Annotated in this window: 29 protein-coding genes and 1 pseudogene; 18 read left to right on the top strand and 12 right to left on the bottom strand. The window is 73.3% G+C overall.

The window, feature by feature from the left end:
* Positions 1-59 precede the first annotated feature (59 nt).
* Positions 60-374, bottom strand: coding sequence for a hypothetical protein (locus IEZ20_RS06965; protein ID WP_189295506.1), 315 nt, complete (start codon positions 372-374; stop codon positions 60-62).
* A gap of 353 nt (positions 375-727) precedes the next feature.
* Positions 728-1,432, bottom strand: a complete 705-nt coding sequence (locus IEZ20_RS06960; protein ID WP_189295505.1) for an SDR family oxidoreductase — start codon at positions 1,430-1,432, stop codon at positions 728-730.
* A 163-nt stretch (positions 1,433-1,595) separates the two neighbouring features.
* On the opposite strand from IEZ20_RS06960, the gene IEZ20_RS39510 reads away from it, so the two are divergent.
* The 3 genes from IEZ20_RS39510 (at position 1,596) to IEZ20_RS06950 (ending at position 3,848) form a co-directional block, all read left to right on the top strand.
* On the top strand, positions 1,596-2,066 hold the full coding sequence (locus IEZ20_RS39510) for a hypothetical protein (protein ID WP_229895921.1): 471 nt from the start codon (positions 1,596-1,598) through the stop codon (positions 2,064-2,066).
* On the top strand, positions 1,994-2,659 hold the full coding sequence (locus tag IEZ20_RS39505; protein ID WP_229895920.1) for a 4Fe-4S binding protein: 666 nt from the start codon (positions 1,994-1,996) through the stop codon (positions 2,657-2,659). The genes IEZ20_RS39510 and IEZ20_RS39505 overlap by 73 nt, the downstream gene beginning before the upstream one ends.
* A 391-nt stretch (positions 2,660-3,050) precedes the next feature.
* Positions 3,051-3,848, top strand: a complete 798-nt coding sequence (locus IEZ20_RS06950; protein ID WP_189295503.1) for an SAM-dependent methyltransferase — start codon at positions 3,051-3,053, stop codon at positions 3,846-3,848.
* A gap of 63 nt (positions 3,849-3,911) precedes the next feature.
* On the opposite strand, the gene IEZ20_RS06945 is transcribed toward IEZ20_RS06950, so the two are convergent.
* A complete protein-coding gene (locus IEZ20_RS06945; protein ID WP_189295501.1) occupies positions 3,912-4,901 on the bottom strand; it encodes a hypothetical protein in 990 nt (329 codons plus the stop codon).
* A 330-nt stretch (positions 4,902-5,231) separates the two neighbouring features.
* On the opposite strand from IEZ20_RS06945, the gene IEZ20_RS06940 reads away from it, so the two are divergent.
* Entirely contained in the window at positions 5,232-6,710 is a 1,479-nt protein-coding gene (locus tag IEZ20_RS06940) for a glutamate-cysteine ligase family protein (protein ID WP_189295499.1), read from the top strand.
* A gap of 62 nt (positions 6,711-6,772) precedes the next feature.
* Here the strand turns inward: IEZ20_RS06940 and IEZ20_RS06935 are convergent, their stop codons facing one another.
* The gene (locus IEZ20_RS06935; RefSeq protein ID WP_189295497.1) at positions 6,773-7,165 is read right to left on the bottom strand and encodes a winged helix-turn-helix transcriptional regulator; all 393 of its coding nucleotides are present in this window, start codon (positions 7,163-7,165) and stop codon (positions 6,773-6,775) included.
* Positions 7,166-7,293: 128 nt separating this feature from the next.
* On the opposite strand from IEZ20_RS06935, the gene IEZ20_RS06930 reads away from it, so the two are divergent.
* Positions 7,294-7,944: an FMN-dependent NADH-azoreductase gene (locus tag IEZ20_RS06930; RefSeq protein ID WP_189295495.1), complete on the top strand. Its 651-nt coding sequence runs from the start codon at positions 7,294-7,296 to the stop codon at positions 7,942-7,944.
* Between the two features lie 85 nt (positions 7,945-8,029).
* On the opposite strand, the gene IEZ20_RS06925 is transcribed toward IEZ20_RS06930, so the two are convergent.
* Positions 8,030-8,791, bottom strand: coding sequence for a PDC sensor domain-containing protein (locus tag IEZ20_RS06925; protein ID WP_189295493.1), 762 nt, complete (start codon positions 8,789-8,791; stop codon positions 8,030-8,032).
* Between the two features lie 37 nt (positions 8,792-8,828).
* The gene (locus IEZ20_RS06920) at positions 8,829-9,569 is read right to left on the bottom strand and encodes a FadR/GntR family transcriptional regulator (protein ID WP_189295491.1); all 741 of its coding nucleotides are present in this window, start codon (positions 9,567-9,569) and stop codon (positions 8,829-8,831) included.
* 110 nt (positions 9,570-9,679) lie between these two features.
* Between IEZ20_RS06920 and IEZ20_RS06915 the strand changes: the two genes are divergently transcribed.
* The 10 genes and pseudogenes from IEZ20_RS06915 (at position 9,680) to IEZ20_RS06870 (ending at position 17,970) form a co-directional block, all read left to right on the top strand.
* Positions 9,680-10,711: an ABC transporter ATP-binding protein gene (locus IEZ20_RS06915; RefSeq protein ID WP_189295489.1), complete on the top strand. Its 1,032-nt coding sequence runs from the start codon at positions 9,680-9,682 to the stop codon at positions 10,709-10,711.
* A 29-nt stretch (positions 10,712-10,740) separates the two neighbouring features.
* On the top strand, positions 10,741-11,940 hold the full coding sequence (locus IEZ20_RS06910) for an ABC transporter substrate-binding protein (protein WP_229895919.1): 1,200 nt from the start codon (positions 10,741-10,743) through the stop codon (positions 11,938-11,940).
* A 3-nt stretch (positions 11,941-11,943) separates the two neighbouring features.
* On the top strand, positions 11,944-12,837 hold the full coding sequence (locus IEZ20_RS06905) for an ABC transporter permease (RefSeq protein WP_189295485.1): 894 nt from the start codon (positions 11,944-11,946) through the stop codon (positions 12,835-12,837).
* Between the two features lie 29 nt (positions 12,838-12,866).
* The gene (locus tag IEZ20_RS06900) at positions 12,867-13,682 is read left to right on the top strand and encodes an ABC transporter permease (protein WP_189295483.1); all 816 of its coding nucleotides are present in this window, start codon (positions 12,867-12,869) and stop codon (positions 13,680-13,682) included.
* Between the two features lie 119 nt (positions 13,683-13,801).
* A complete protein-coding gene (locus IEZ20_RS06895) occupies positions 13,802-14,482 on the top strand; it encodes a maleylpyruvate isomerase N-terminal domain-containing protein (RefSeq protein WP_189295482.1) in 681 nt (226 codons plus the stop codon).
* Positions 14,483-14,586: 104 nt separating this feature from the next.
* A complete protein-coding gene (locus IEZ20_RS06890) occupies positions 14,587-14,868 on the top strand; it encodes a hypothetical protein (RefSeq protein ID WP_189295480.1) in 282 nt (93 codons plus the stop codon).
* An 81-nt stretch (positions 14,869-14,949) separates the two neighbouring features.
* Entirely contained in the window at positions 14,950-15,684 is a 735-nt protein-coding gene (locus IEZ20_RS06885; protein ID WP_229895918.1) for a YqjF family protein, read from the top strand.
* Positions 15,681-16,310 (top strand): annotated as a pseudogene (locus tag IEZ20_RS06880) (hypothetical protein); the annotation flags it as partial. The gene IEZ20_RS06885 and the pseudogene IEZ20_RS06880, both read left to right, overlap by 4 nt.
* Positions 16,311-16,373: 63 nt before the next feature.
* Positions 16,374-16,925, top strand: a complete 552-nt coding sequence (locus IEZ20_RS06875) for a hypothetical protein (RefSeq protein ID WP_189296188.1) — start codon at positions 16,374-16,376, stop codon at positions 16,923-16,925.
* A 163-nt stretch (positions 16,926-17,088) separates the two neighbouring features.
* Complete coding sequence (locus IEZ20_RS06870; protein WP_189295478.1) at positions 17,089-17,970, top strand: DMT family transporter; 882 nt, start codon at positions 17,089-17,091, stop codon at positions 17,968-17,970.
* Positions 17,971-17,976: 6 nt separating this feature from the next.
* Here IEZ20_RS06870 and IEZ20_RS06865 read toward each other — a convergent pair whose 3' ends face one another.
* From IEZ20_RS06865 to IEZ20_RS06850, 5 genes are all read right to left on the bottom strand, one after another.
* Positions 17,977-18,114, bottom strand: a complete 138-nt coding sequence (locus IEZ20_RS06865; protein WP_189295477.1) for a hypothetical protein — start codon at positions 18,112-18,114, stop codon at positions 17,977-17,979.
* 72 nt (positions 18,115-18,186) lie between these two features.
* A complete protein-coding gene (locus IEZ20_RS06860) occupies positions 18,187-19,233 on the bottom strand; it encodes a cytochrome P450 (RefSeq protein WP_189295475.1) in 1,047 nt (348 codons plus the stop codon).
* Between the two features lie 113 nt (positions 19,234-19,346).
* Complete coding sequence (locus tag IEZ20_RS40670) at positions 19,347-19,427, bottom strand: tryptorubin family RiPP precursor (protein ID WP_223284023.1); 81 nt, start codon at positions 19,425-19,427, stop codon at positions 19,347-19,349.
* A gap of 297 nt (positions 19,428-19,724) precedes the next feature.
* Positions 19,725-20,018, bottom strand: coding sequence for a RidA family protein (locus IEZ20_RS06855; RefSeq protein WP_229895917.1), 294 nt, complete (start codon positions 20,016-20,018; stop codon positions 19,725-19,727).
* A gap of 40 nt (positions 20,019-20,058) precedes the next feature.
* Positions 20,059-20,538, bottom strand: coding sequence for a carboxymuconolactone decarboxylase family protein (locus tag IEZ20_RS06850; protein ID WP_189295473.1), 480 nt, complete (start codon positions 20,536-20,538; stop codon positions 20,059-20,061).
* 328 nt (positions 20,539-20,866) lie between these two features.
* Between IEZ20_RS06850 and IEZ20_RS06845 the strand changes: the two genes are divergently transcribed.
* Positions 20,867-21,106 carry a hypothetical protein gene (locus IEZ20_RS06845; protein ID WP_229895916.1) on the top strand — a complete coding sequence of 80 codons (240 nt, stop codon included), beginning with the start codon at positions 20,867-20,869 and terminating at the stop codon, positions 21,104-21,106.
* Between the two features lie 297 nt (positions 21,107-21,403).
* Here the strand turns inward: IEZ20_RS06845 and IEZ20_RS06840 are convergent, their stop codons facing one another.
* Complete coding sequence (locus IEZ20_RS06840; RefSeq protein WP_229895915.1) at positions 21,404-21,622, bottom strand: hypothetical protein; 219 nt, start codon at positions 21,620-21,622, stop codon at positions 21,404-21,406.
* Positions 21,623-22,176: 554 nt separating this feature from the next.
* Between IEZ20_RS06840 and IEZ20_RS06835 the strand changes: the two genes are divergently transcribed.
* Positions 22,177-23,436, top strand: a complete 1,260-nt coding sequence (locus tag IEZ20_RS06835) for a serine hydrolase domain-containing protein (protein WP_189295471.1) — start codon at positions 22,177-22,179, stop codon at positions 23,434-23,436.
* A 124-nt stretch (positions 23,437-23,560) separates the two neighbouring features.
* Positions 23,561-24,793, top strand: a complete 1,233-nt coding sequence (locus tag IEZ20_RS06830; protein WP_189295470.1) for a cytochrome P450 family protein — start codon at positions 23,561-23,563, stop codon at positions 24,791-24,793.
* Positions 24,794-24,990 lie beyond the last annotated feature (197 nt).

Raw genomic sequence — 24,990 nt, 5'->3', positions numbered from 1 at the left:
ACCGCTGGAGCCGTAGGCCCGGCCCCGGTCACGTCGGGCGCCGGTCACGCACCCCCGGATCAGCCGTTCGAGACGCAGACGGCCCAGGTCCGGACCCCTTCGGAGCCCTGCGCGTACCAGCCGCTGAGGTCACCCAGCGGCACACTGTTCGTGGCCCCACCGGAACCGCTGTAGCCGCCGCCGGTGACCGTGTAGCCCGCGGGGCAGTAGGCCCTCGCCTGCTGCCCGAACTCACCGATCACGAGCTTGTACTGCGGAGCCCGCTTTTCGGCGGGCTGGCTGGCCAGCGCGGGTACGGTCCACGCGGTACCGATCCCGACAGCACAGCCGGCGAGGGCCACCCCGATCCAACGTGCGGCGCGCAGCTCGGCCATTCGTCCACCCACTTCCCGAGACACGTACGGCGCGGACCATCGGCGGACCCGCACGGCAAGCGTGCCCGGACGGCTTTCCGGAAGGACAGCGGGCCTCCTTCCGTTCACGCGATCGCACCAACAAGCATGACTATGTGTCCGGCCACTATGTGTCCGGCCCGGCGGGAGCACCGGCAGGGCGCCGTGCTCGTCCCAGCCGGCACCGACGGCGCCCCGGACGGCCCCGGTCTGCGAGCGGGACGGCGCGGGCGGCAACCGCCCGGCACGGACCCGGCCGCGCCACCCGTGTCGACGGGACCGCCCCCGGCCGCCTCGCCGGACCGCCCCCGGCCGCCTCGCCGGGCCGGCCCGGGCTAGCCGGCCAGTTGGGGATACAGCGCCGCCAGGTCGCCCGAGAGTCCCGCCTTGACCTGCCGGCTGAGGTCGTCGGCCAGGACCTCGTACGCCCCGGCCTCGACACCGTCGAGCGCGAGCGCGGCGACGGCCCCGGGAGCCGACTTGGGGGCGTCCACGTCCGCGACCATGTCCGTGTCGATGTAGCCGACGTGCAGTCCGGTGACCCCGATGCCCCGGGGTGCCAGCTCCAGGCGCAGCGAGTTGGTCTGGGACCACAGGGCCGCCTTGGTGGCGCTGTAGGAGCCGGCGACGCCGACCCAGGAGAGCACGGAGTGGACGTTGAGGAGGTGTCCGCCGCCGTTGCGCTCGATGACCGGCACGAAGGCCCGGGTGACGAGCAGGGGCCCGTAGAAGTTGGTCTCGAACTCCCGGCGCACGTCGTCCACCGCCGCGTCCAGGAAGGAGTGCGCGCCGAGCGAGATGCCGGCGTTGTTGACCAGGACGGTGACGTCCTGGGCCTGCGCCGCGGCGGCCTCCACGGACGCCGGGTCGGTGACCTCCAGCGCGAGGGGGACGGCGTCGGCGTGCGTGACGCTGCGCGGGTCGCGGGCCGTGGCGTACACCTTGGCGGCGCCGCGCGCGTACAGCTCTTCCACCAGGGCCTTGCCCAGACCGCGGCTGCCGCCGGTGACCAGGGCGACTGAGTTCTTGATCGACGTCATGCGGGTGTCTCCAGACGGGAAACCGATCGGTTTTCACCACCGTAAACCGATCGGTTTCCCACGGCAACCCCGACCCGCCCCGGCGGCCGAGAACCCCCTTGCCGGAACCGCCGATCACCCTCCATAGTGCGTTTGAAATTCCAACCCAGCAGGAAGGGCCACGATGAGCGAGCAGGACACCCCCGAGCGGGCGGGGCCCCGGAAGCTGCCCGCATCCCTCGCCGCCCACCCCTCCGTGCGGGCCGTACTGGCACGACGGGCGGACGGGGGCGGCACTCCCGCGCCGCCCCCGGTGATCGACGCCGACTGGCTGCGCGCCCTGTGCCGGGAGGCCGGCGCGGCCGACGCCGCCGCCGTGCGCCTCGACCACCCGGACCTCGCCGGGGAGCGCGAACACGTCCTCGCCGCACTGCCCGGAACCCGCACCCTGATCTCCCTCATGGTCCGGATGAACCGGGACAACACCCGCTCCGGGTCAACGCGGCCGCCCGCGCCGTGGCCCGGGCCCTGCAGGACGCCGGCCACCGCGCACTCAACCCGTCGGCGGGCTTCCCCCAGGAGATGGAGCGCTTCCCGGGCCGGATCTGGGTGGTGTCCCACAAGACCGTGGCCGTGGCCGCCGGGCTGGGCGTGATGGGCCTGCACCGCAACGTCATCCACCCCCGGTTCGGCAGCTTCGTCCTGCTGGCCACGGTCCTGGTGGACGCCCCGGTGAGCGCGTACGGGCGGCCGCTGGACTACAACCCGTGCGTGGACTGCAAGTTGTGCGTCGCCGCGTGTCCGGTGGGCGCGATCGGCAAGGACGGCGCGTTCGACCCCCTGGCCTGTACGACCCACAACTACCGGGAGTTCATGAGCGGGTTCACCGACTGGGCGCAGACGGTGGCCGACAGCGAGGACGCCGCCGACTTCCGGGACCGGGTGACCGACCCGGAGAACGCCTCGATGTGGCAGAGCCTCGCCTTCAAGCCCAGCTACAAGTCCGGGTACTGCCTGGCCGTCTGCCCCGCCGGCGAGGACGTGCTCGGGCCGTACCTGGACGACCGCAAGCAGTACCTGGACACGGTGCTGCGCCCCTTGCGGGAGAAGACGGAGACCCTCTACGTCCTGCCGGGCTCCGCGGCACAGCGGTACGCCGAACGCCGCTTCCCGCACAAGCCGGCCAAGGAGGTGAGCGGCGGCTGGCGCCCGCCCGGACGGCACCGGCAGGACCCCGGCCCGGCGTGACCGGCCGGTGTCCGACGGGGCGGGGAACGGCCCGAGCGCATGGATTCACCGTTCCCCGCCCCTGCCGGTCGGCCCACCGCCGCTGGTGCGGCCCAGGCGGCGTGCCGGTCCGTGGGGCCGGGCCCCGGCGGTCGCAGCCGCACCGCCGGCCCTGTGCGGAGGCCCTCCGGGCATCCTGTTCCGACCCTCCGCCGCCGTGCCCGCACGCGCCAGCCGGAGCGGTCCGGACGGGTGAGGCGGCGGGAGCGGCCCGCCCGCCGCGCCCCGCCGCGTGCGGTCGGCGACCTGCGGGAACTCCCGACGCGGCGACGGGAGTTGCACCGTGGTGTGGGAAGCTGTGCCCGGCCGGGTACGGACCGGGGCCGGTACCGGCCGTGGAGAGGAGCTACGCGTGACACAGGACGGCTTCGAGGCCGTGACCATCGACACCAGCAGACCGCATCCCGCGCGGATCTACGACTACCTCCTGGGCGGCAAGGACAACTACGAGGTGGACCAGCGGGCGGGCGAGGAACTCGCCGCCGCGGCCCCCGAGGCCCGGATCGGCGTGCGGGCGAACCGCGCCTTCCTCCAGCGCGCCGTCCGGTACGTCGTCGGCAGCGGGGTCCGTCAGATCCTGGACGTCGGCACCGGCCTGCCCACGTCGCCGAACGTGCACGAGGTCGCCCAGTCGGTGGCGCCGGACGTCCGGGTGGCGTACGTCGACAACGACCCCATCGTGGCCGCGCACGGCAACGCCCTGCTCAGCAGGTCCGGTACGACGCGTATCGTCCTCGGCGACCTGCGGGACCCGCGGTCTGTCCTGGACCACCCCGACGTCCGCCAGCTGATCGACTTCGACCGGCCGGTCGCCCTGCTCCTCGTCGCCGTCCTGCACTTCCTCGCCGACGCGGACCGGCCCGGGGAGATCGTCGCCACGCTGCGCGACGCGCTGCCCGCCGGCAGCTTCCTGGTGCTCTCGCACGCCACGGGCGACTTCGCCGACCGCAGCGCCGCCCAGGCCGTCTACACCAAGGCGACCGCCTCCCTGAACCTGCGCACGCGCGCCGAGGTGGAGCGGTTCTTCGAGGGCTTCGAGCTGGTCGAGCCGGGCCTGGCCCAGGTGCCGTTCTGGCGCCCGGACACCCCGCCGCCGCCCCGCTCCGAGGAGATCGGCTTCTACGGCGGCGTGGCCCGCAGGACCGTCTGACCGGCCGGGACGCCGGCGGACCGGGCCCGCCACCCCGGGCCCGGTCCGCCGGCGTTGCCGCCCCTACACCACGAACGCGTTGACGCGGCCCGCGGCGATCTGCCGCTTGCCCTCGACCGCCTGAGCCACCGCCGGATACGGCTGGGAGCTGTTGAGGCTCCAGCGGTACCCCGCGAAGAGGCCCGTGCCCGGGTCGGCGTAGAAGACCATGTGGCCGTAGCCCACGCCGTTGTGCTGCGTCCAGGTGCGGTTGTCGTCACTCAGCTCGGCCCGTGTGTCGGGGTAGGCCCGGTAGCGGTCGATGCTGGTCTGGCTGGTGAGGTCCGGGCCGCCGTGCGGGTTGTCGGTGCAGTCGACGATCTGGAAGAGGTGCGGGACGACACCGGGTATGTCCAGCTTGCTGTCGACGGACGAGGCGTAGGTCCCCAGGTAGGCGCGGATCATCACCGTGTGCCCCGTGTAGGGGACGGTCTTGTCGTCGGGGTCCTTGTCCCAGGCGACGATGTCACCGGGGCGCAGGTTGACCGGCTTGGTCACCGGGTCGAAGTGCGGCACGTCGGAGGCGTTGAGGAAACCGGCCTGCAGGTCCTCGGCGGTGGGGTAGGTACCGGAGCGGGGGGTGCCGGCCGGGGCGTTCTTGGTGGGGAAGTACTGGTCGAAGTAGGACGCGGTGGCCCAGCCGTAGGCGGTGTCGCTGCCGTAGGCGCGCTCCAGCAGCAGCGTCATGAACGACGCGCACTGGGACAGGTTCTCGAACTCCTCCGGGTGGCCGGGACGGCCCCAGGTCACCGTGGTCCTGCCGAGGGTTCTTCCGTCGGTCTCCACGTTGTACCGGTTGTGGTCCCAGGGACCGGTACGCAGCCGCAGGTACTCCACCAGCGTCTCGGCCTCCAGCAGGTGCGTCGGCTTGAGCGGGTACAGCGCGGCGGTCTTCGGCTCGGCCGCGGCGGCCCCGGGCGGGGAGACCAGGGAGGTGGCGGAGGCGGCGAGGGCCAGACCTGCGCCTCCCGTCAGCAGACGGCGGCGGGAGGGGCGGGCCGAGGGTGCGGACATGGGGGCTCCTTCGAAGCGGGCGGGGCGTGTGGACTGCCGCACCCTACTGACAAGTGATCATGGGGAGGAAGAGGCGGATGCGTGTACGGCCCGTACGCACACGGAGAATCCGCGCCGCGCCTCGCCTCCGCTCGGGGGTGCCGGCCCGCACGCCGCCCGGCACCCGTCGCATCCCCCGCCGCGCATCCCGCACGCCGCACCCGCGCCCCCGATCCCCGCACCCGATCGCCGCACCCCGGCACCCCGGCACCCCGGCACCCGCTTGGTGCCCCTCGGGCGATGGTGCGACGCTGGGTGGAGAGGTGTCCGACGAGGGGACCTGGAGGGCCGATGGGGCGTGACGTCCCGGCGCTCGTCTTCACCCGCGAGGACCGCCGCCGGTACCGGACCAAGATGCAGGAGTGCCTGGACGCGTTCGCGCAGATGCTGCGCGAGGCGCGGTTCGAGTCGGAGCGGCCCCAGGTCGGCCTGGAGATCGAGCTGAACCTGGTGGACGACGCGGCCGAGCCGGCGATGTGCAACAGCGATGTGCTGGAGGCCATCTCCGACCCGGCCTGGTCCACCGAGCTGGGCCGCTTCAACCTGGAGATCAACGTCCCGCCCCGGCGGCTGACGGCGGGCGGTCCGGACTCCTGGGAGTCGGAGATCCGGGCCGCGCTGAACCACGCCGAGGAACGGGCCCGCACGGTCGGCGCCCGCCTGCTCATGATCGGGATCCTGCCCACGCTGCGGCAGGAGAACATCGACGAGGACGCGCTGTCGGAGAACCCCCGCTACCGGCTGCTCAACGACCAGATCTTCGCGGCCCGCGGCGAGGACCTGCGCATCGAGATCGACGGCACCGACCGGCTGCGGACCTACGCGGACACGATCACCCCGGAGGCCGCGTGCACCAGCACCCAGTTCCATCTGCAGGTGTCCCCGGAGGAGTTCGCCGGCTACTGGAACGCGGCGCAGGCGATCGCGGGGGTGCAGGTGGCGCTCGCGGCCAACTCCGCGTTCCTGTTCGGCAAGGAGCTGTGGCACGAGACCCGGATCCCGCTGTTCGAGCAGGCCACCGACACCCGCCCGGAGGAGATCAAGGTGCAGGGGGTACGGCCCCGGGTGTGGTTCGGGGAGCGGTGGATCAACAGTGTCTTCGACCTGTTCGAGGAGAACCTGCGCTACTTCCCGGCCCTGCTGCCGTTGTGCGACGAGCAGGACCCGGCGGAGACACTGGACCGCGGCGACGTCCCCGAGCTGTCCGAACTGACCCTGCACAACGGCACGATCTACCGCTGGAACCGGCCGGTCTACGCGGTGGCCCACGACCGGCCGCACATCCGGGTGGAGAACCGGGTGCTGCCCGCCGGCCCGACCGTGGCCGACACCCTCGCCAACGGCGCCTTCTACTACGGGCTCACCCGGGCCCTGGTGGAGGAGGACCGGCCGGTGTGGTCCCGGATGTCCTTCGCGGCCGCGGAGGACAACCTGCACGCGGCCGCCCGGCACGGCATCGACGCGATGCTGTACTGGCCCGGGATGGGCGAGGTGCCGGTGCCGGAGCTGGTGCTGCGGCGGCTGCTGCCGCTCGCGCACCGCGGCCTGGAGCACTCCGGCATGGACGCGGCGTGGCGGGAGCCGCTGCTCGGCGTCATCGAGCAGCGCTGTGTGACGGCGCGCAACGGAGCGGTGTGGCAGAAGGAGATGTTCCACCACGTCGCCGGCACCGCGCACGCCGGCCGGCACGAGGCGCTGCGCCGGATGACGCAGGTGTACATCGACTACATGCACCTCAACGCCCCGGTGCACACTTGGCCGGTGGACTGACGGGCCGGCGGACAGCCCCGTGGCGCTCCTGGCCGGGGCCGGCGGACAGCCCCGTGGCGCTGCTAGGCCCGCACTCGGCCGGGCCGCTCCAGGCTGGTCTCCGGCCATGCCGATGCCTCCGGCAGATGGACCTTCGCCCACTGCGCCAGCTCGCGGAGGGCGGGTTCCAGAGCGGCGCCGGCCTCGGTCAGGCGGTAGGAGACGCGCAGCGGGGGGCCCTCGTCGACCTCGCGCAGGACGAGGCCGGCCGCGCCGAGTTCGGCGAGCCGGTCGGACAGCATGCGCTCGCTGATGCCGGGGACGGCCCGGCGGAGATCGGTGAAGTAGGCGGGCTGTTCCACCAGGACGGCCACGATCGGACCGCTCCAGCGCTTGCCGAGCAGCTGGAAGACGCGGGTGATGCCCTGGTCCACCCGCTTGCACGCCGCGCTGTCGTGGTTCTGCTCCGCCGCCATGCCTCCAGGGTACTACCCCACCGTAGGGGGCTGAGAAAAAGTAAGTCGATGTGTTAAACATAGTCCAGTACGAAACGTGAGCCGACGCGCCGCGGCGTGCGGCTGCCCAGCCTTTTACGGAGACACCCATGGCCACCCTGCTGCACATCGATTCGTCCGTGTTCCCGACCCAGGCGTCGGCTTCCCGCGCCGTGACGGAGGCCTTCCGCAAGCACTGGCAGGAGCAGCACCCCGAGGGCACGGTCGTCTACCGCGACCTGGCGGCCGAGCCGGTCCCGCACATCACCGCCGACGCGCACCTCGCCGGTTTCGTCCCCGAGGCCGCCCACACGCCCGAGCAGGCCGCCGTCTTCGCCGAGCGCCTGAAGCTGATCCAGGAGCTGGAGCAGGCCGACGCGATCCTGATCGGCGCCCCGATGTACAACTACACGATCCCGTCGACCCTGAAGGCCTGGCTGGACAACGTGATCCTGATGGGCCGCACCGCGGGCGAGAACCCGTCCGCCAAGGGCACCCCGGTCACCGTCGTCGCCAGCCGCGGCGGCTCCTACGCGCCGGGCACCCCGCGCGAGGGCTACGAGTACGTGCAGAACTACCTCAAGGCCGTCCTGGCCGACGCCCTCGGCCTGGACGTGGAGTTCATCGTCCCGGAGCTGACCATGGCGTCGAAGAACCCGGCGATGGCCGAGCTGGTCCCGCTGTACGAGGCCTCCCGCGACCGCGCCTTCGAGGCGGCGGAGGCCAGGGCGCGCCAGCTGGCGGAGCGCCTCGCCGCCTGAGGCACCCCGAGTGCCGCACCTCGACCCCGGGCCGCCGCACGGACGGCCCGGGGTCGCACCCGTACCCGGGAGGCCGCGGCCGCGCTCAGGCCAGGACGAGCACCAGGGGCACGCCCCGGCACGGCACCAGCCGCAGTCCGTCGTACGTGCCGGGCCGCGCGGCGGTGAGGAGTCCGCCGAAGTCCGGGCCCTTGGTGAGGGAGCCGGCCAGGTGGGCGGGGTCGGCGGAGGCGGCGACCCGGCCACGGGCGTTCACCAGGCGGGCCGGCCGGGACAGGCCCCGCAGCAGCGGCAGCACGGCCGCCTCGAAGTGCCGCAGGTACACGTCGGCCGCGGCGACCCCGGCGAACCGCCCCCCGATCCGCACCGGTTCGGACAAGGTGAGGCTGTACTCGTCGGAGCACAGGTAGTCCACGTACGGCCCGGCCACGGCCCGGCGCCCGGTGTCGCGGGGCAGGGCGAACCAGTCCCAGTGCGTGTAGTCGGAGTAGGCCGACCGGTGGGGGTCGAGATCGAGCAGGAGCGGGCGCACGTCCCCCTCGGCGCCCGTCTGCCACCACTCCAGCCAGGCCGGCACGTCGGCCAGCAGCCCGGGGGCCGCCACGAAGCCGGCGCCGGAGACGAGTTCCTCGTGGCGCAGCCGCAGATGCAGTCCGGGGCGCAGGGCGGCGAGGTCGCGGCTGACGGGCCGGCGCCCCTCGGCGGCCGCCCGGTGCAGCAGGGCGGCGGTGTCGGCACGGGTGGCGGCGACCGCCTCGAAGACGGCCTCCAGCGCACCGCACACCTGCGCGGCGACCCGTGTCTCCGGCTCCGTGGCGAAGGCGGCGAGCCCCGTGCTGACGCCCATGGTCTCCTCCAGCGGACGGGAACCGGACGCGACGCGGTCAGAGGGTGAGGCGTACGGCGACGAGCCGCGCCGCCGACTCCCTGACGCACCGCTCGGCCAGCGTGCCGGCCGTTTCACGGGCCCCATCCTGCACGGCGGAGACGACGGCGCGGTGACGCTCCGCAACTTCTTCACGATATGCGTCGTCGGCCAGGACGAGACAGAGCAGGGCGCCCACCTCGCTCTGCAGGGCGACCTGTTCGCGGGTGAGCCGGGCGGACTGGGCGGCGGCGGCGAGTTCGACGTGGAAGCGGCCGTAGAGCCGGCCGCGTGCCGCCGCGTCCCCGGCGTCCCCCAGCTCCTCGGCCGTACGGCGCAGCGGCTGGAGGTCGGCGGGTTCGGTGCGCTGGGCGGCGAGCCGGGCGGCGGCTCCGGACAGGGCGGCCCAGTGGTCGCCGAGGTCGCGCAGCTCCTCGGTGCTCCAGCCGCGCAGCCGCGCCCTGAGCCGGTCGTCGGCGGGGACCTCCGGCAGCGAGACGAAGCTGCCGCCGCCGCGGCCCCGGCGGGTGGTGACCAGACCCTGCTGCCGCAGCGCCATGAGCGCCTCGCGCAGGGTCACCGTGGAGACGCCGAGCCGTCCGGCCAGCTCGCTCTCCCCGGGGAGCTGCTCCCCGTCCGCGAGGAGTCCGAGTTCGATGGCGTCCCCTATGCGCCGGACGACCGTGTCCACGCGGGCCCGGTTGTCCACCGGGGCGAAGACGGCCTTGCGGGCGCCTCCGTCGGTCTCGTGCTGCCTCACGGCCACCACCTCGTGCGTTGACTCAAGCTTTACCTTAAGGGGACCTTGAGCTATGACCTATGACTTCATATGTTTGCGGTCAACGTTCAGCGCGCCAGAAAGGTTCCCCCATGGAGGGAATTGCGATCCGGCTGCAGGGCCTGCGGAAGGCGTTCGGCGAGACCACCGCCGTGGCCGGGGTAGACCTGGAGATACGGGACGGCGAGTTCTTCTCGATGCTCGGCCCCTCCGGCTCCGGGAAGACGACGGTGCTGCGGCTCCTCGCCGGCTTCGAGACACCGGACCAGGGCCGGATCGAACTCGCCGGACAGGAGGTCACCGGCCTCGCCCCGTTCGAGCGGGACGTGCACACCGTCTTCCAGGACTACGCCCTGTTCCCGCACATGACGGTCGAGCAGAACGTCGCCTACGGGCTCAGGGTCCGCAAGGTCCCGAAGGCCGAACGCCTGGTCCGCGCCCGCAAGGCGCTCGCCGAGGTCCGCCTCGAAGGCTACGGCCAGCGGCGGCCCGCCCAGCTGTCCGGCGGACAGCGCCAGCGCGTCGCCCTCGCCCGCGCCCTCGTCGGCCGGCCCCGCGTGCTCCTGCTGGACGAACCGCTCGGTGCCCTCGACCTCAAGCTGCGCGAGCAGATGCAGGTCGAACTGAAGGCGATCCAGCGCGAGGTGGGCATCACCTTCGTCTTCGTCACCCACGACCAGGAGGAGGCGCTGACGATGAGCGACCGGATCGCCGTCTTCGACCAGGGCCGCATCGCGCAGGTCGGCACCCCCGCGGAGATCTACGAACGCCCCGCGACCCCCTTCGTCGCCTCCTTCGTCGGCACCTCCAACCTCCTCGAAGGCGAGGCGGCCCACCGGATCACCGGCTCCCCGGGCACCTACAACATCCGCCCCGAGAAGATCCGCGTGCTGAAGGACGCCGCCGAGCCGGACGAGCCCGGGCACACGACCGCCACCGGCACCGTCACCGAGGTCGTCTACCTCGGCGACGCCACGCGCTTCCTCGTCGACCTGGACGGCGGCGGCCGGCTCACCGCCCTCCAGCAGAACCTGGAGACCTCCTCCGCGGACGTCGCCGCCTACCGCGGCACCCGGGTCCGCCTCGCGTGGCACCGCCGGCACGCCGTCCGGCTCCCCTCCTGACACCGTCCCCCTCCCCCATGGAGAACGCCGTGCGCCTCACCCGTACCCTGCGCGCCTCAGCCGTCTGCGCCGCCGCGCTGCTGCTCGCCGCCGCCTGCGACTCCTCCGGCTCCGGCGGTACGTCCGCCACCGGCCTCAACCCGCCCGACCTGAAGGCCCCGGCGAAGCTCGGCAGGACCGAGGGCCAGGTCAACCTGATCGCCTGGGCCGGCTATGTCGAGGACGGCTCCAACGACCCGAAGGCGGACTGGGTCTCCGGCTTCGAGAAGGAGACGGGCTGCCAGGTCCACTCCAAGGTCGCGGCCAGCTCGGACGAGATGGTCAAGCTGATGAAGACCGGCGAGTACGACGCCGTCTCCGCCTCCGGCGACGCCTCACTGCGCCTGATCGCCTCCGGTGACGCGGCCCCGGTCAACACCGACCTCGTCCCCCATTACCGGGACGTCTTCAGCGGGCTGAAGAACGGCGCCTGGAACTCCGTGAAGGGAAAGATGTACGGCATCCCGCACGGCCGGGGCGCCAACCTGCTGATGTACGACACCGAGAAGGTCACGCCCGCCCCCACCTCCTGGTCCGCCGTCTTCGACGACGCCTCCCGGTACAAGGGGCACGTCACCGCGTACGACTCGCCGATCTACATCGCCGACGCGGCCCTGTACCTCAAGGCCACCAGGCCGGAGTTGGGGATCCGGGACCCGTACGCCCTCGACCAGAAGCAGTTCGACGCGGCCGTGGCGCTGCTCAAGCGGCAGAACGCGAACATCGGCGAGTACTGGAGCGACTACCTCAAGGAGGTCTCCGCCTTCAAGAGCGGTGACTCGGTGGTGGGCACCACCTGGCAGGTCATCGCCAACCTCGCCGCCTCCGAGGGGGCCAAGGTCAAGGCACTGGTGCCCAAGGAGGGTTCGACCGGCTGGTCCGACACCTGGATGGTCTCCGCCAGGGCCAAGCACCCCAACTGCGCCTACAAGTGGCTGGACTGGATCGTCTCCCCCAAGGTCAACGCCCAGGTCGCCGAGTACTTCGGCGAGGCGCCCGCCAACTCCAAGGCGTGCGCGCAGACCAGCGACAAGAACTTCTGCACGGTCTACCACGCCGCCGACGAGAACTACTGGAAGAAGATCGCCTTCTGGAACACGCCCATCGAGCAGTGCCTCGACGGCCGCACGGACGTCACGTGCGTCCCGTACGCCAAGTGGGTGCAGGCCTGGACCGAGATCAAGGGCTGAGCCGTGACCACCCATGAGCCGACCGCCGCCGGCCGGGGCACCGTCCGGCGGCTCGCCGGAACCCTGCACCGCAGGCCCCGGCTGCGCCTGGCCCTCCTGCTCACCGCCCCGCTGCTGTGGCTCGCCGTGCTCTACCTGGGCTCGCTGGCCGTCCTGTTCGTCTCCGCCTTCTGGACGACGGACTCCTTCACCTCCCAGGTGGTGAAGGTCTGGTCGACGGACAACTTCCACGCGCTGTTCACGACACCGGTGTTCCGCCAGGTGATCCTGCGCAGCGTCGGGGTCGCGCTCGCCGTGACCGTGCTGTGCGCGGTGATCGCCTTCCCGGTCGCCTTCTACACGGCCCGCGTGGCCCGTCCCAGGTGGCGCCCGCTGCTCGTCGTGGCCATCCTCACCCCGCTGTGGGCGAGTTACCTGGTCAAGGTGTACGCCTGGCGGCTGATCCTCTCCGAGGGCGGCCTCGCCGACTGGATACTCGCGCCGTTCGGGCTGAGCGGCCCCGGCTACGGCCTGCCCGCCACCGTCCTCACCCTGACGTACCTCTGGCTGCCGTACATGATCCTGCCGGTCCACACCGCACTGGAACAGCTCCCGGCGAACCTCCTGGACGCGTCGGCGGACCTCGGCGCACGGCCGGGGCGGACCTTCCGCTCGGTCGTCCTGCCCCTGGTGCTGCCCTCGGTCGCCGCCGGCTCCGTCTTCACCTTCTCGCTCAGCCTCGGCGACTACATCACCGTGCAGATCGTCGGCGGCAAGACCCAGCTGATCGGCAACCTCGTGTACTCCAACATCGAACTCAACCTGCCCATGGCCGCCGCGCTCGGCACCGTGCCCGTGGCCGTGATCGTCCTGTACCTGCTGGCGATCCGCCGTACGGGCGCCCTCAACAGCCTGTAGGACCCCAGGACCCGGAGGAGAAGAGCACCATGCATCTCAGCCGCACCGCGCGGACCGCCCTGCGCATCGGCGCCGGGCTCGGCTTCGCGGTGATCTACGTCCCGCTGCTGCTGGTCCTGGTCAACTCCCTGAACCCGGACCGCAGCGCGAGCTGGCCGCCGCCGGGGCTCACCGCGCACTGGTGGTCGGTGGCCGCGCACAACTCCGGTGCCCGCGACGCCCTGTGGGTCTCGGTGAAGGCGGGGCTGGGGGCCACCGCCATCGCGCTGGTCCTCGGCACGCTCATCGCCTTCGCCGTGGCCCGCCACCGCTTCTTCGGCCGCGACACCGTCTCCTTCGTCGTCGTCCTGCCGATCGCGCTGCCCGGCATCGTCACGGGCATCGCGCTCAACTCGGCGTTCAGCACGGTCCTGGAACCGCTCGGCGTGGGCCTCGGGCTGTTCACGGTGATCGTCGGACACGCCACCTTCTGCATCGTCGTCGTCTTCAACAACGTGGTGGCCCGGCTGCGCCGTACGTCCGGCTCGTACGAGGAGGCGGCCATGGACCTCGGCGCGAGCACCTTCCGCGCCTTCGCGGACGTCACCTTCCCGCTCGTCCGCTCGGCGCTGCTGGCGGGCGCGCTGCTCGCCTTCGCGCTGTCCTTCGACGAGGTCGTGGTCACCACCTTCACCGCGGGGCCGGGCATCGAGACTCTGCCCATCTGGATCTTCGGCAACATGACCCGGCCGCAGCAGGCGCCGGTGGTGAACGTCGTGGCCGCCGTACTGGTCCTGCTGTCGGTGATCCCGATCTACGTCGCCCAGCGGCTCTCCGCGGACACCGCGACCTCCAGCCGCGTGTGAACGGGCGCGCGTCCGACGCTGTCGCGCGTTCGGCGACGGCGACGGCTGGGACGATCGGCTGGGACGATCGGCCGAGGCCGGACGTTCCGTCCGGCCACCGCACACCTTCGGGGAGACCTATGAGCACAGTGAACGCAACGACTCCGGCGCGGGTCCTGCGCGCCGCCTACGAGGCCGCCTCGGCCGTCGTCGCCGGGCTGGGCGACGAGGAGTCCTGGCTGCCGACGGGCTGCACGGGCTGGGCGGTCCGGGATCTGGTCTTCCACTGTCTGCAGGACGCCCAGCGCGGCCTGGTGGCCCTGCACACGCCGGCGGACGGTCCCGTCGACCGGGACGCGGTGACCTACTGGCAGGACTGGCGGCCCGACACCGCCGGGGCGGCGAACGGCCGGCGCTGGGTGCGGGTGAACGGGAGCATGTTCCTGGTCTTCGGCCAGATGCAGGAGCTGTACCTGGAAACACTGGCGGCGGCCGTGCACGCGGCGGAGGCGGCCGATCCCGGTCGGCGGGTGGCCACGCAGGGGCATGTGCTGACGGCCGGGGACCTGATCACCACGCTGGCGGTGGAGGCGACCGTCCACCACCTCGACCTGACCGTCCACCTCCCGGACGCCCCCGGGCCCTCGCCCCAGGGTCTGGCGGCGGTGCGTGCCACGCTGGACGGCCTCCTCGGCCGGCCCGCCCCGGCTGAGTGGAGCGCCGAGCGGTACGCGCGCGTGGGCACCGGGCGGGCCGCGCCCACGGACGCCGAACGCGCTGCCCTGGGTGCGGCGGCGCAGCGGCTCCCGCTGTTCGGCTGAGGGCCGGCCGAACACCTTCGCGGCACGTCCAACACGGCGACAGCCGTGCGCGCCGCCCGCGCGGTGCGGGGCATGCCGGCCGGGTTGGTGGAAACCTGCGCCCCATGAACAACCCTCCCAGCATCAACAGTTACGTCGACCGGGTCACCGCCGGTCCCGGCGGGGCGATGACCGACGAGGTCGGCGTCATCACCGGCGATCTCACCGTCGCGACGATCCTCCTGCCCGACGGCCGCAATGTGCGGGTCGCCGTCCAGCACTCCGGTGGTGACACCTGGTACACGCTGGCCGGGAGCCCCGCCCCGGTGCCGGCCGGCCGGCTCGCGGCGTACCACCGGGACCTGCTGGGCCGCATCCGCCGGGGCGGCGGAACGCGCGCCACCTGAGCCGACTTCCCCGGAGCGGGGGCGGGCCGTCCGACGCGGTGGGCCGGGTTTCGGCGCCCTGCTCCGGGGGAGTCGGTGCGCGTGGTGTCGTATGGACCCCGGCAGCGTGTGTACGTCCCGGCGCTGCGGGCCGACTGGCTGACCCAGACGTTCGTGCACTGGGCCTTCCCGCCCGCCCGGGTCCAGCCCCTGCTGCCGCGCGGGCTCGTCGTGGACACGTACGACGGTTCGGCCTGGGTGAGCCTCACGCCGTTCCTCATGTCCGGCGTGCGCCCGCCCGGGTCGCCGGTGGCCCTGCCCCCTTTCCCGGAGACCAATCTGCGCACCTACGTGCGGGGCCCGGGCGGCCGGGAGGGGCTGTGGTTCCTGTCCCTCGAGGTGACCTGCCCGGTGATGCTGGCCGCCCGCGCGGTGGGGGTGCCGTACCACGTCGGGTGTCTGGAGCTGGCACGGCGGGAGGACGCGGTGCACTACGCCGGTGCCCGGCGGGGCGGCGGTCCCGGGTACCGCATGGCCGTCCGGCCGGGCGAGCCGATCCGGCCCGGCCGGCTGGACGTGTGGCTGACCTCGCGCTGGCGGGCCTTCACCGGACGCTGCGGCGCGCTGTGGGAGACGCCCGTCGAGCACGCCCCCTGGCCGCTGCGCGACGCGCGTCTGACGGCGCTGGTGGAGACGTGCACCCAGGTCGTGGGGCTGCCGCCGCCCGTGACGGAGCCGATCGTGCACTTCTCGGACGGGGTGCGGAACGTACGGCTGGGCGTCGCCCGTCCGGTGGGGCGCGGCGGCCGGGTCCGCGACCGTGCCCGGGACGGATGAACGCGTCCGCGCCGGGCCCGGCCGGGGCCGACCGGCTCCGCTTCGACGGCTGGATCGCCGGCATCGGGACGGCGTCCGGGACCCGTGTGGTCCTCGGGCACTGGCCCCGCTCGCCGTTCGGGCCGTTCAGCGACGTCATGCTGGAGCGGAAGGACGGTCACCGTCTGCTGCTGGCCCCGACCCGGCGCACGGCGGACTTCGTCGCCGGCACCTATGCCTTCGACGAGGTGCGGATCGTACCGGTGCGGGTCCGCGTGACCGGGGACCGGTGGACGGTCACCGCCGGTTCGCTGCTCGACCTGCGCCTGACCATCGGCCGCAGGAGTCCGACCGGGGTCCTGCTGCGGGCCGTCCCCGGTGCGCTGGCCGCCCGGACCCCCTGGACGGTGGTGACCGATCCAGCCGCCCGGCTGCTGCTCGGGACGCGGACCCGCGGGAGTGCCGGCGGTGGCCGGCGCGAGTGGTACGGCGCACGCGACCTGCACCGGATCACCGCGGCGAGCGCCGTCCACGAGGGGCGGGACCTCGGCCCCCTGGCCCCGGTCGAGCCCGCCGTCCGCTTCGGTTTCGGCTCGGCGCCCCGCGCGCCGAGCCTGGTACGCGTCACGACGACGGTCGGCGCACCCCGCGCGGCCGGACGCCGTGGGCGTTCCCGTCCCCTGCCGTGGAAGCCACGAAGGAGGCCTGCCATGAACGGTCCGGTACGGTCCGGTACGCCCGGGCCCGAGTCCGCCGGCGGCACCGACATGAAGCTGCTCGGTATCTATCTCAACGACCACCTGGCCGGCGCCACCGCGGGCACCCAGCGGGTCGGCCATCTGGCCCGCGCCTCTCGCGGTTCCGCGCTCGGCCGGGCCATCGGTGCCGTCGCCGTCGAGATCAACGAGGACCGGGAGACGCTGCTGGAGATCATGCGGGACCTGGACGTCCCCGTGCGCCACTACAAGGTCTGGGCGGGCTGGACGGCCGAGAAGGCGGCCCGGTTGAAGGGCAACGGACGCCTGGTGCGGCGCTCGCCGCTCAGCACCGTGCTGGAACTGGAGGCGCTGCGGATCGGGGTGGAGGGCAAGGCGGCCGGCTGGGCGACCCTGCGCCGGCTCGCCGCGACCGACGGGCGCCTGGACGCCGAGCTGCTCGACACGCTCCTCGACCGGGCCGGACACCAGCAGGAGACGGTGGAGGAGTGGCGCGTGCACGAGGCGGAGGCGGCCCTCCACCCAGTGGGCCCGCACGCCGCGTGAGCCGGTGACCGGCGCGTCGGCCGGCCGGTGCCCGGCTCCGCCGGAGGACGCCGGCCGGGACCGGCGGGGGCCCGGCGCCCGGAGCGCGGGGCGGTGGCGCCTTCCGTAGGCTGAAGGGGCCCGATCCTCCTCCCGGAGGTCTGCCGGCAGGCGGGAGATGGTCGTGATCGAACTGGCCGCGGCGTTCGCCGTCGCGGGGGCGGCGAGCAACGCCGTGGGCACCGCGTTCCAGCGCAAGGCGGCCTCGGTCAGCAGCCGCGGCGGGGTCAGGCTGCTCGCGGAGCTGGTGCACCGGCCGTTCTGGATGATCGGCATGGCCGGCGTGGTCTGCGCCGCGCTGTTCCAGAGCCTGGCCCTGGTCAACGGCCCGCTCGCGCTGGTCCAGCCGCTGTTCATCCTGGAGCTGCCGTTCGCGCTGCTCGTCGCCGCGCCGCTGATGCACCGGCGGCTGCCCCGCTCGGGCTGGTGGGGGGTCGGCTGCTGTGTGGCGGGCCTCGCCGTGCTGCTCGTCGCGGCGGCCCCGCACGGTGCGACCGACCAGGCGCCCCTCGACCGGTGGATCCCGGCCGTGTGCGTGTGTGCCGGGGTGATGGCCGCGGCCGTTCTCCTGGCGGGCCGGGGCCGTCCGCCGGCCCGGCGCGCCGCGCTGCTGGCCACCGCCTCCGCGACGGGCAACGCCCTGACCGCCGCCCTGCTGAAGTCGGCCAGCGGCACCTTCTCCGACGAGGGCTTCACGGCGTTCCTGCGGTCCTGGCAGACGTACGGCTTCGCGCTCGCCGGCGTCTGTGCCGTGCTCCTGCTGGAGAACGCGCTGCAGGCCGGTCCGCTGGCCGCGGCGCAGCCCGCGCTGACCATCGGCGACGCGGTGGTGAGCCTGGCCCTGGGGATCACCCTCTTCGACGAGCGGATCCGCACCGGCTGGTGGCTCGTGCCGGAGGCCTGCGGTGCCCTGCTGATCATCGGCGGCGTGCTGGTCCTCAGCCGGGCCGTCCAGCGCATCGTCGTGCTGCCGGTTCCGGCGGAGCAGCGGCAGCACGCGGTGTGAGGCCGTTCAGGGGGCGGCGACGAGCGGAGGCGCTCCCCCGTCGGACGTCAGCGCGTCGCGCAGGGCGCGGGCCGGGCCCGGCCCGATGCGCCCGGCCAGGGCCGACCCGGTCACCGTGATCGTGGCCTGGACCCGCTCGTGCACCCGCCGGCCCTCGGCGGCGGTCCGGATCGGGCGCCGGCGTGGTCAACGGCGGCTCCCGCCGGCCTTCCTCCGCTAGCGCGGTCGCCTGAGCCGCACCTCCTCCACGCCCAGCAGCCCCAGCAGAGGCACCCGGCCCACCCGCTGACCGGGGTCGACCACCAGCCCGGAGCCGCGGACCAGGTCCAGCAGCAGTTCGGCCAGCGGCATGACCATGTGCCGGCCCCAGCAGCGCTCCGAGGAGTGCCCGAAGGGCAGGTAGCCCGGAGCGGTGTCGGGATCGAGGCGGTCCCAGCGTTCCGGACGGAAGGCGTCGGGGTCGTCCCACAGGGCGGGGTCCCGGTGGGACAGCAGCGGCAGCAGCAGGACGTCGTCGCGCTCGCCGATGCGGCCGTCGACGGCCGGGTACTCGGGTGAGGCGTTGCGCAGGATGTTCCACGAGGGCGGCAGGAGCCGTAGCGACTCCAGGATGATGTTCCGGTTGGACACGCCGTCGTCGAACGGGGCGCCGAGCCAGAGCGCGTTGGCCACCAGCGTGGAGACGGTGAAGCACACGGGGGCCGCGGCCCTGCGGTACAGGCCCATCACATAGCGCCGCTCCTGGTACCCCCGTGTCCGCGCCGCGCGGTCGGCGAGGCCGGTGAACCGGGCGTCCGGCCGGGGCCAGCCGGGCAGGGCGGCACCGACCGCGATCACCGACCAGGTCAGTTTCGGGGTGAGTTCGAGGTTGCGGCTCATCAGCACGCGCAGCCGGTAAGGATCTTGACCGAGTATCAGGTCGCGCAGGAAGAGGTGTCCGGTCAGCGGCCAGGGGCCGGCGAGGTCCACGTCCTTCGGCAGGGGCCTGGCCAGGGCGTCGCGTACGTCGTTGCCGATGGTCCGGGTGACCACCGAGGCCTCGGTGCGGGTGATGGAACGCCCGTGCAGCGGCTTGAAGGTGGGCCGCTCGGTCTCGGTGGCCCGGCGAGCGGCCAGGATGCGGTCGGCGACCTCGTGCCCCGCGACGCCGACGGTGTCGGGTTCCAGCCGGAAGACGTCCCGGCCCAGGTGGTCGTCGAGGAGCGCGGCGAGCCGCGGTGCGAACACGGTGGCGCGGGCACGCGCGGTGGATGACGGCGGCATGGCTGCTCCGGTACGGGGGCGGGGGCTGCGGTGAGACGAGAGGACACCGCTGCCCGGCCGGACCGCATCGCGGTTCGGCCGGACAACGATGTCAGCGCATGCGGTGATGCGGCTCAGTACCAGAGGTACCAGGCGTTGGCCTTGAGGCTCTTGGCGGCGGCAACGCGGTTGCGAAGGGCGAAAAGGAGCTTCATCACTGCACCTCCCCTCGGGGGCGGACGGATGACACGCGTCGCTCCGGACCGGCCGGTGAAGATCGCGTGTCGGCGACGTCCCGGAACCTTCCCGTGATCGTTCACCGGTTAATCACGAGGGGCCTCAAAATCGCTTCCGTATAGTCGATTCCGGACTTTCCCCGGCCATCGGCGCTCCGGTTTGACGCGTCGACAGGGCGGGCGAGAGCCGGACCGGCGCCGGGACCTCACGCGCTGGTGACGGGCGGCGGCGACTGCCCGCATGCCGGACGGCCGGTCACCGAGAGCGGACACCCGTCACGCCCCGGCCGACGGGAACGGCCGCGCGACATTGGCCGGATCGGCACCACCGCGATCACCCCCGCCGGACACGAAGAGGCCGCGGGCGGCCCGGACCCGGCAGGGCTCGCAGTCCGCGCGGTCCGGCAGCAGACAGCGCACCCGCACCACGTCGTCGGAGATGGTCATGGTGGCGTAGTCGGAGCCGGTGGCCCCGGAGACATGCACCCAGTCCCCGTCGACCACGGCGCGGGCGCAACCGATCCGCTCCTCGAACGTGGAGCCTCTGGGGATCGCTCGTCGTTCCGTCATGCGCGGAACGCCGGGTGACGGGTGACGGCGCGTCCAACCGCTACTCGGCCCGCACCGGGTGACGACTCATGATCGAGACCCGGTTGAACGCGTTGATGGTGACGGCCACCCAGACCACCGCCGATATCTGGTCCTCGGTCAGGACGTCCCGCGCCGCCGCGTAGGCGGCGTCCTGGGCGGCGCCGTCGGCCGCGGCGGTGGTCGCCTCGGCGAGGGCCAGGGCGGCGCGTTCGGCGGGGGTGAAGAGGTCGGTGTCGCGCCAGGCGGCGAGCACGCCGAGGCGCTGCGGGGTGTCCCCGGCCCGCAGCGCGGCGCGGGTGTGCAGGTGCAGGCAGTAGGCGCAGCCGTTGACCTGCGAGACACGGAGGTTGACCAGTTCCACCAGGACGCGGTCCAGACCGGCCTCGGCGGCGACCGTACGGACCGCCTCGGACGTCTGCACCAGCGCGTGGTACGCCTTCGGGCTCTGCTTGTCGATGAAGATCCGCCGGGCGGCGCCGGCCGGGACGGGACTGGTCAACCTGGACTCCTCCGGGTGCAGTTTGTTGAACATGAAACTATCACGGCCGGTCCGGCGCCCGGAGGAGACGACACCCCCGACACCTACCACGTTCAACGTTCACCGGGGGGTTCTCGGAGGCCGTGGAATCGAGCACCCGACTCAGAAGCCGGGTCGCCTTCGCGAACGCCCCGACGGCCGACAGCCCCACGCCCGCCCCGTCGCACCGGGCGCCTCGCCCGGCTCCCCCGATGCTGCGGCCCGCCCCAGGGTGAAGGTCGAGCGCTCGGCGCGCGCCCGGCGGGAGCGTGGACGGGCGGCCCGGTGACACCCTGCATAGCATCCAGATATGACAGAAATTCCGGACGAACTGCTCAAGCTGGAACGTTCCGCCGAAGCGGAGCGCGCCAGGTTGGCCGGCCTGTGCGGTGACGAGTACGACGCGCAGTGGCAGGCCTGGCGGCGGGCGTCCGAGGCGTTCCAGGTCGCGGTGACCGAACAGTCGGCGCGCGAGGGGATGTCGCGGCACGAGCTGGAGCAGGCCGTGAAGCAGGCGGTCCGGCGCGCGGAGGAGGATCCGGCGCAGTGACCGGACACCACGGCGCGGACGTCGCGGCAGGCCGTCCGGCGGTGTCCCGGGGACGGGGGCCCGGTGGCGCCGACGAGGCGGCGGAGCCGGCGGTGGGCCGGGGCGTCCGTCGCGGTGGTGTGTCAGGGCGCGCCGACAGTGCGCCGGGGCACGGGCAGGGGTGGCTCGGCGGCCGTCAGGCCCAGGGCGGCGGCGTACACGACGGCCTCGTGGGCGGGGAGGGTGGCCGGAGCGGGGAGGGTGGCCGGAGCGGGGACGGTGGCGAGGCGAGGGGGCGGCCCGGGGGGACTGCCCCGGTCACCGGTGCTCGGGCTCGCGGCGCGTGTCGAGGGTGAGGCCGAGGAGGGCGGCCCACAGCGCCTCGGGTTCGGCGGGGACGGTCCGCCCCTGTGCTCGCCACTCCGCGACCAGCCCGGCGTAGATCGGCTCCCGGGTGCGGTCCACGCGGCGCAGTCGGCGCAGCCGTTCCAGGCGCTCCATCCGGTCCATCCGGTCCATCCAGTCCAAGCGGTTCATGCCGGGGCAACGCCCGGGGCCCGCCGCCGGTACGCCCCGCACCGCCCACTCACCGGGTCGGGTGAGGCCGTCGCCCGAACGAGGCCTTCCGCCCGTCGGACAAACATCCCGCGGCGTGCGGTGCGGGACGGTCGGACAAGCGCGCGCCCGGTCCGGAGAGGGCGCTCGTTTGCTCTCGGGGGGCCCGCTTGCGCTTGAGGAGGCGCGTGGATGGTCTTGAGGAGGCGCGTGGGCTCCTGAGGGGGCGCGCGATCCTGGCGGGGAGGGGGAACGCGCTCACTCCGGGCGGGGAACGCGCTCGCTCCGAGCGGGGGGTACGTACTCGCTGGGGGTATGCGCTCGCTCCTGGCGGCACGGTGCGTGCTCGCCCCTGAGGGCTCCTGAGGGTGCGGGCAGCCGGCGCGCGGCGCGCGCCCCCCGCTCCTATGCTGGGGAGATCCGGCCGGGAACGTCCGACCGGTCAGGCCGGCCGAGAAGGCCCGGCTGGGCACGTTTCGGGCCCCGACGGCCGCCCCCGCGTACGGCCATCGACTCTCGCCTCTTGGAGGCAGCCCATGTCGCCCACGTCCGCACGCCTGCGCCGGGGGGCCATGGTCGCCGTACTGTCCGGCACGCTGCTCGCCCCGGTGACGGCGGGGCCCGTGACGGGTGCCGTACCGGCCGCGTTCGCCGCCGGCACCCCCACCCCCGCCCCCTCCGCCTCCGCCTCCGCCTCCGAGCCGGACGTCCGCCCCCTCTCCCCCGACGTGACACGCCGGCTCGACGCGTCCGTGCGGCGGGTGATGCGCGAGGCGCACGTGCCCGGCGTGACCGTCGGCGTCTGGACACCGGGACAGCGCGGCTACGTCCGTTCGTTCGGCGTCGCCGACAAGGCGACCGGCCGGCGGATGACCCCGGACCTGTACACGCGCATCGGCAGCGAGACGAAAACGTTCACCGTGACGGCGCTGCTCCAACTCGTGGACCAGGGGAAGGTCGGCCTGGACGACACGATCGGACAGTACGTCGACGGCGTACCGGGCGGCGACAGGATCACACTGCGGCAACTGGCCGGGATGCGCAGCGGGCTGTTCAACTACTCCGAGGACGACGACTTCTTCAAGGCCCTTACGTCCGATCCGCAACGCCCTTTCACACCACGGCAGTTGCTCGCCTACGCATTCAGGCACCCGCTGCTGTTCCCGCCCGGCCGGAAGTTCTCCTACAGCAACACCAATCTGATCCTGCTCGGCCTGGTCGTGGAGAAGGAGAGCGGCCGGCACCTCGGGGACTACCTCAGGCAGCACGTCCTCGACCCGGCCGGCATGAAGGACACGCTCCTGCCGGAAGGCAGCGCGTTCCCCGCCCCACACGCCCAGGGCTACACCGACCAGACGGCGAACGGGAAGACCGCCGAGACCGCCGGCTGGAACCCCTCCTGGGGCTGGGCGGCCGGGGCGATGGTGTCCACACTGGACGACCTGCACATCTGGGCGCGCACGGTCGCGACCGGTGAACTGCCCGACGGCAAGCGGATGATCAGCGCCGCCACGCAGCGGCAGCGCCTCACCACCCCGGCGACACCCATCCCGCACGTCGGCTACGGGCTGGGCATCTTCAACGTGCGGGGGTGGATCGGCCACAACGGCTCCCTGCCCGGCTACGAGTCGCTGACCATCTACCTCCCCTCGACGCGCACCACCCTGGTGGTGCTCCTCAACACCGACATCGACCACGACGGCGAGGAGCCGAGCACGCTGTTCGGCCGGGCGGTCACGGAGATCATCTCCCCGCGGCACGTCTTCGACCTGCCGGCCGCGTCGGCGGCCGGATGAGTGCCGATGAGCGCCAACTCGGCCAGTTTTCCGGCGATATCGTCCCGCACGTGTGCGTACGGCCGATGACGCGGTGTAATGGACGGGGACCGTCTCGTGAAAGGCCGACCGTCTGGAGACCGTCGTGACCGTCACCGACCGCATCGCCCTGGACCCCTTCGGCTCCGACCTCGTGGCGGAGAGCGCCCGGCTGCGCGCTCTCGGCCCCGTCGTCCCCGTGGAGCTGCCCGGCGGCATTCCCGCCTGGGCGCCCACCGGCTACGACTCCCTCAGGGAGCTGATCCTCGACCCCCGCGTCAGCAAGGACGCGCGCCTGCACTGGCGGCTGTGGCCGGAGCTGGACAGGCATCCGTCCTGGAGCTGGATGGCGAACTGGGTGGGCGTGGTCAGCATGCTCTCCACCTACGGCGCCGACCACGCCCGGCTGCGCAAACTGGTGGCGCCGAGCTTCACCCACCGGCGCACCGAGGCGATGCGGCCCCGCGTGGCCGCCCTGACGGCCGAGCTGCTGGACGCGCTGGAGGCGGCGGGGGCCGACGGCCGCACGGTCGATCTGCGGGCCGGGCTCGCGCATCCCCTGCCGATGCGGATGATCTGCGAGCTCCTCGGCGTGCCGGAGGAGTTACGGGCCGGCGCGGCTCGTCTCATCGCCGACTTCATGGACACCTCCGACCCGAGCCCCGAGTTCGCGGCGTCCGTGCACGAGCGGATCGGCACGGTGCTGGGGGCGCTGATCGAGCACCGGCGGAGCCACCCGGGCGACGACATCACCACGGAGCTGATCCGGGTGCGGGACGAGGACGGCGACCGGCTCTCCGACGAGGAGTTGCTGCACACGCTGCTGCTGGTGGTCGGGGCGGGCTTCGAGACCACCGTCAACCTGATCGGCAACGCCGTGGTCGCGCTGCTCAGCAGCCGGCAGCAACTGGCGGCGGTGCGCTCGGGAGCGGTCGGCTGGGACGCGGTGGTCGACGAGACGCTGCGGGTGCACCCGTCCATCGCCGCGCTGCCCCTGCGGTTCGCGGTGGAGGAGCTGACCGTCGCGGGCGTGACGATTCCGGCGGGGGACGCGATCATCACGACGTTCGCCGCGGCGGGCCTGGACCCGGCGCACTACGGTCCGGACGCGGCCGCGTTCGACGCGGCCCGGGCGGCCGAGGACCACCTGGCGTTCGGCATCGGAGTGCACCGCTGCATCGGCGCTCCGCTGGCCCGCCTGGAGGCCCTGACGGCCCTGCCGGCCCTGTTCTCCCGATTCCCCGCGCTGCGCCTCGCCGTCGAGCCCGGCCGACTGCGCCACGTGCCGTCGTTCATCGCGCACGGGTGGGAGGAGATCCCGGTTCACCTGGAGGGCTGAGGCGGAGGCCGGTGCCTGCGGACAAGGCTCCGCCGGCGGCCCGGGGGGGGGTGGGCCGCCGGCGGAGACGCCATGCCCGGGGCGGGGGGAAGGCCCTGGGCGGCTCACAGGTCGCTTGCCCCGGGATCCGGGAAGTACGCACACGACTTCCGAACGTTTCGGGGAAGCGGGAGCGACCGGCAGGGCGGGCCCGGCCG

The sequence above is a fragment of the Streptomyces cinerochromogenes genome, from assembly GCF_014648635.1.
GTDB lineage: Bacteria > Actinomycetota > Actinomycetes > Streptomycetales > Streptomycetaceae > Streptomyces > Streptomyces cinerochromogenes.
Note: the sequence above shows the minus strand (reverse complement) of the source record. Positions and strands in the feature narration are given on the sequence as shown.

Bases quoted from the DNA above. Each gene is read 5' to 3' on its own strand.
- IEZ20_RS39505 (WP_229895920.1), top strand. From the start codon at position 1,994: ATGGAGCGCTTCCCGGGCCGGATCTGGGTGGTGTCCCACAAGACCGTG.
- IEZ20_RS39510 (WP_229895921.1), top strand. From the start codon at position 1,596: ATGAGCGAGCAGGACACCCCCGAGCGGGCGGGGCCCCGGAAGCTGCCC.
- IEZ20_RS06940 (WP_189295499.1), top strand. From the start codon at position 5,232: ATGGGGCGTGACGTCCCGGCGCTCGTCTTCACCCGCGAGGACCGCCGC.
- IEZ20_RS06965 (WP_189295506.1), bottom strand. From the start codon at position 374: ATGGCCGAGCTGCGCGCCGCACGTTGGATCGGGGTGGCCCTCGCCGGC.
- IEZ20_RS06960 (WP_189295505.1), bottom strand. From the start codon at position 1,432: ATGACGTCGATCAAGAACTCAGTCGCCCTGGTCACCGGCGGCAGCCGC.
- IEZ20_RS06900 (WP_189295483.1), top strand. From the start codon at position 12,867: ATGCATCTCAGCCGCACCGCGCGGACCGCCCTGCGCATCGGCGCCGGG.
- IEZ20_RS06945 (WP_189295501.1), bottom strand. From the start codon at position 4,901: ATGTCCGCACCCTCGGCCCGCCCCTCCCGCCGCCGTCTGCTGACGGGA.
- IEZ20_RS06860 (WP_189295475.1), bottom strand. From the start codon at position 19,233: ATGCCGCCGTCATCCACCGCGCGTGCCCGCGCCACCGTGTTCGCACCG.
- IEZ20_RS06930 (WP_189295495.1), top strand. From the start codon at position 7,294: ATGGCCACCCTGCTGCACATCGATTCGTCCGTGTTCCCGACCCAGGCG.
- IEZ20_RS06915 (WP_189295489.1), top strand. From the start codon at position 9,680: ATGGAGGGAATTGCGATCCGGCTGCAGGGCCTGCGGAAGGCGTTCGGC.
- IEZ20_RS40670 (WP_223284023.1), bottom strand. From the start codon at position 19,427: ATGAAGCTCCTTTTCGCCCTTCGCAACCGCGTTGCCGCCGCCAAGAGC.
- IEZ20_RS06925 (WP_189295493.1), bottom strand. From the start codon at position 8,791: ATGGGCGTCAGCACGGGGCTCGCCGCCTTCGCCACGGAGCCGGAGACA.
- IEZ20_RS06835 (WP_189295471.1), top strand. From the start codon at position 22,177: ATGTCGCCCACGTCCGCACGCCTGCGCCGGGGGGCCATGGTCGCCGTA.
- IEZ20_RS06935 (WP_189295497.1), bottom strand. From the start codon at position 7,165: ATGGCGGCGGAGCAGAACCACGACAGCGCGGCGTGCAAGCGGGTGGAC.
- IEZ20_RS06840 (WP_229895915.1), bottom strand. From the start codon at position 21,622: ATGAACCGCTTGGACTGGATGGACCGGATGGACCGGATGGAGCGCCTG.
- IEZ20_RS06890 (WP_189295480.1), top strand. From the start codon at position 14,587: ATGAACAACCCTCCCAGCATCAACAGTTACGTCGACCGGGTCACCGCC.
- IEZ20_RS06845 (WP_229895916.1), top strand. From the start codon at position 20,867: ATGACAGAAATTCCGGACGAACTGCTCAAGCTGGAACGTTCCGCCGAA.
- IEZ20_RS06875 (WP_189296188.1), top strand. From the start codon at position 16,374: ATGAACGGTCCGGTACGGTCCGGTACGCCCGGGCCCGAGTCCGCCGGC.
- IEZ20_RS06855 (WP_229895917.1), bottom strand. From the start codon at position 20,018: ATGACGGAACGACGAGCGATCCCCAGAGGCTCCACGTTCGAGGAGCGG.
- IEZ20_RS06895 (WP_189295482.1), top strand. From the start codon at position 13,802: ATGAGCACAGTGAACGCAACGACTCCGGCGCGGGTCCTGCGCGCCGCC.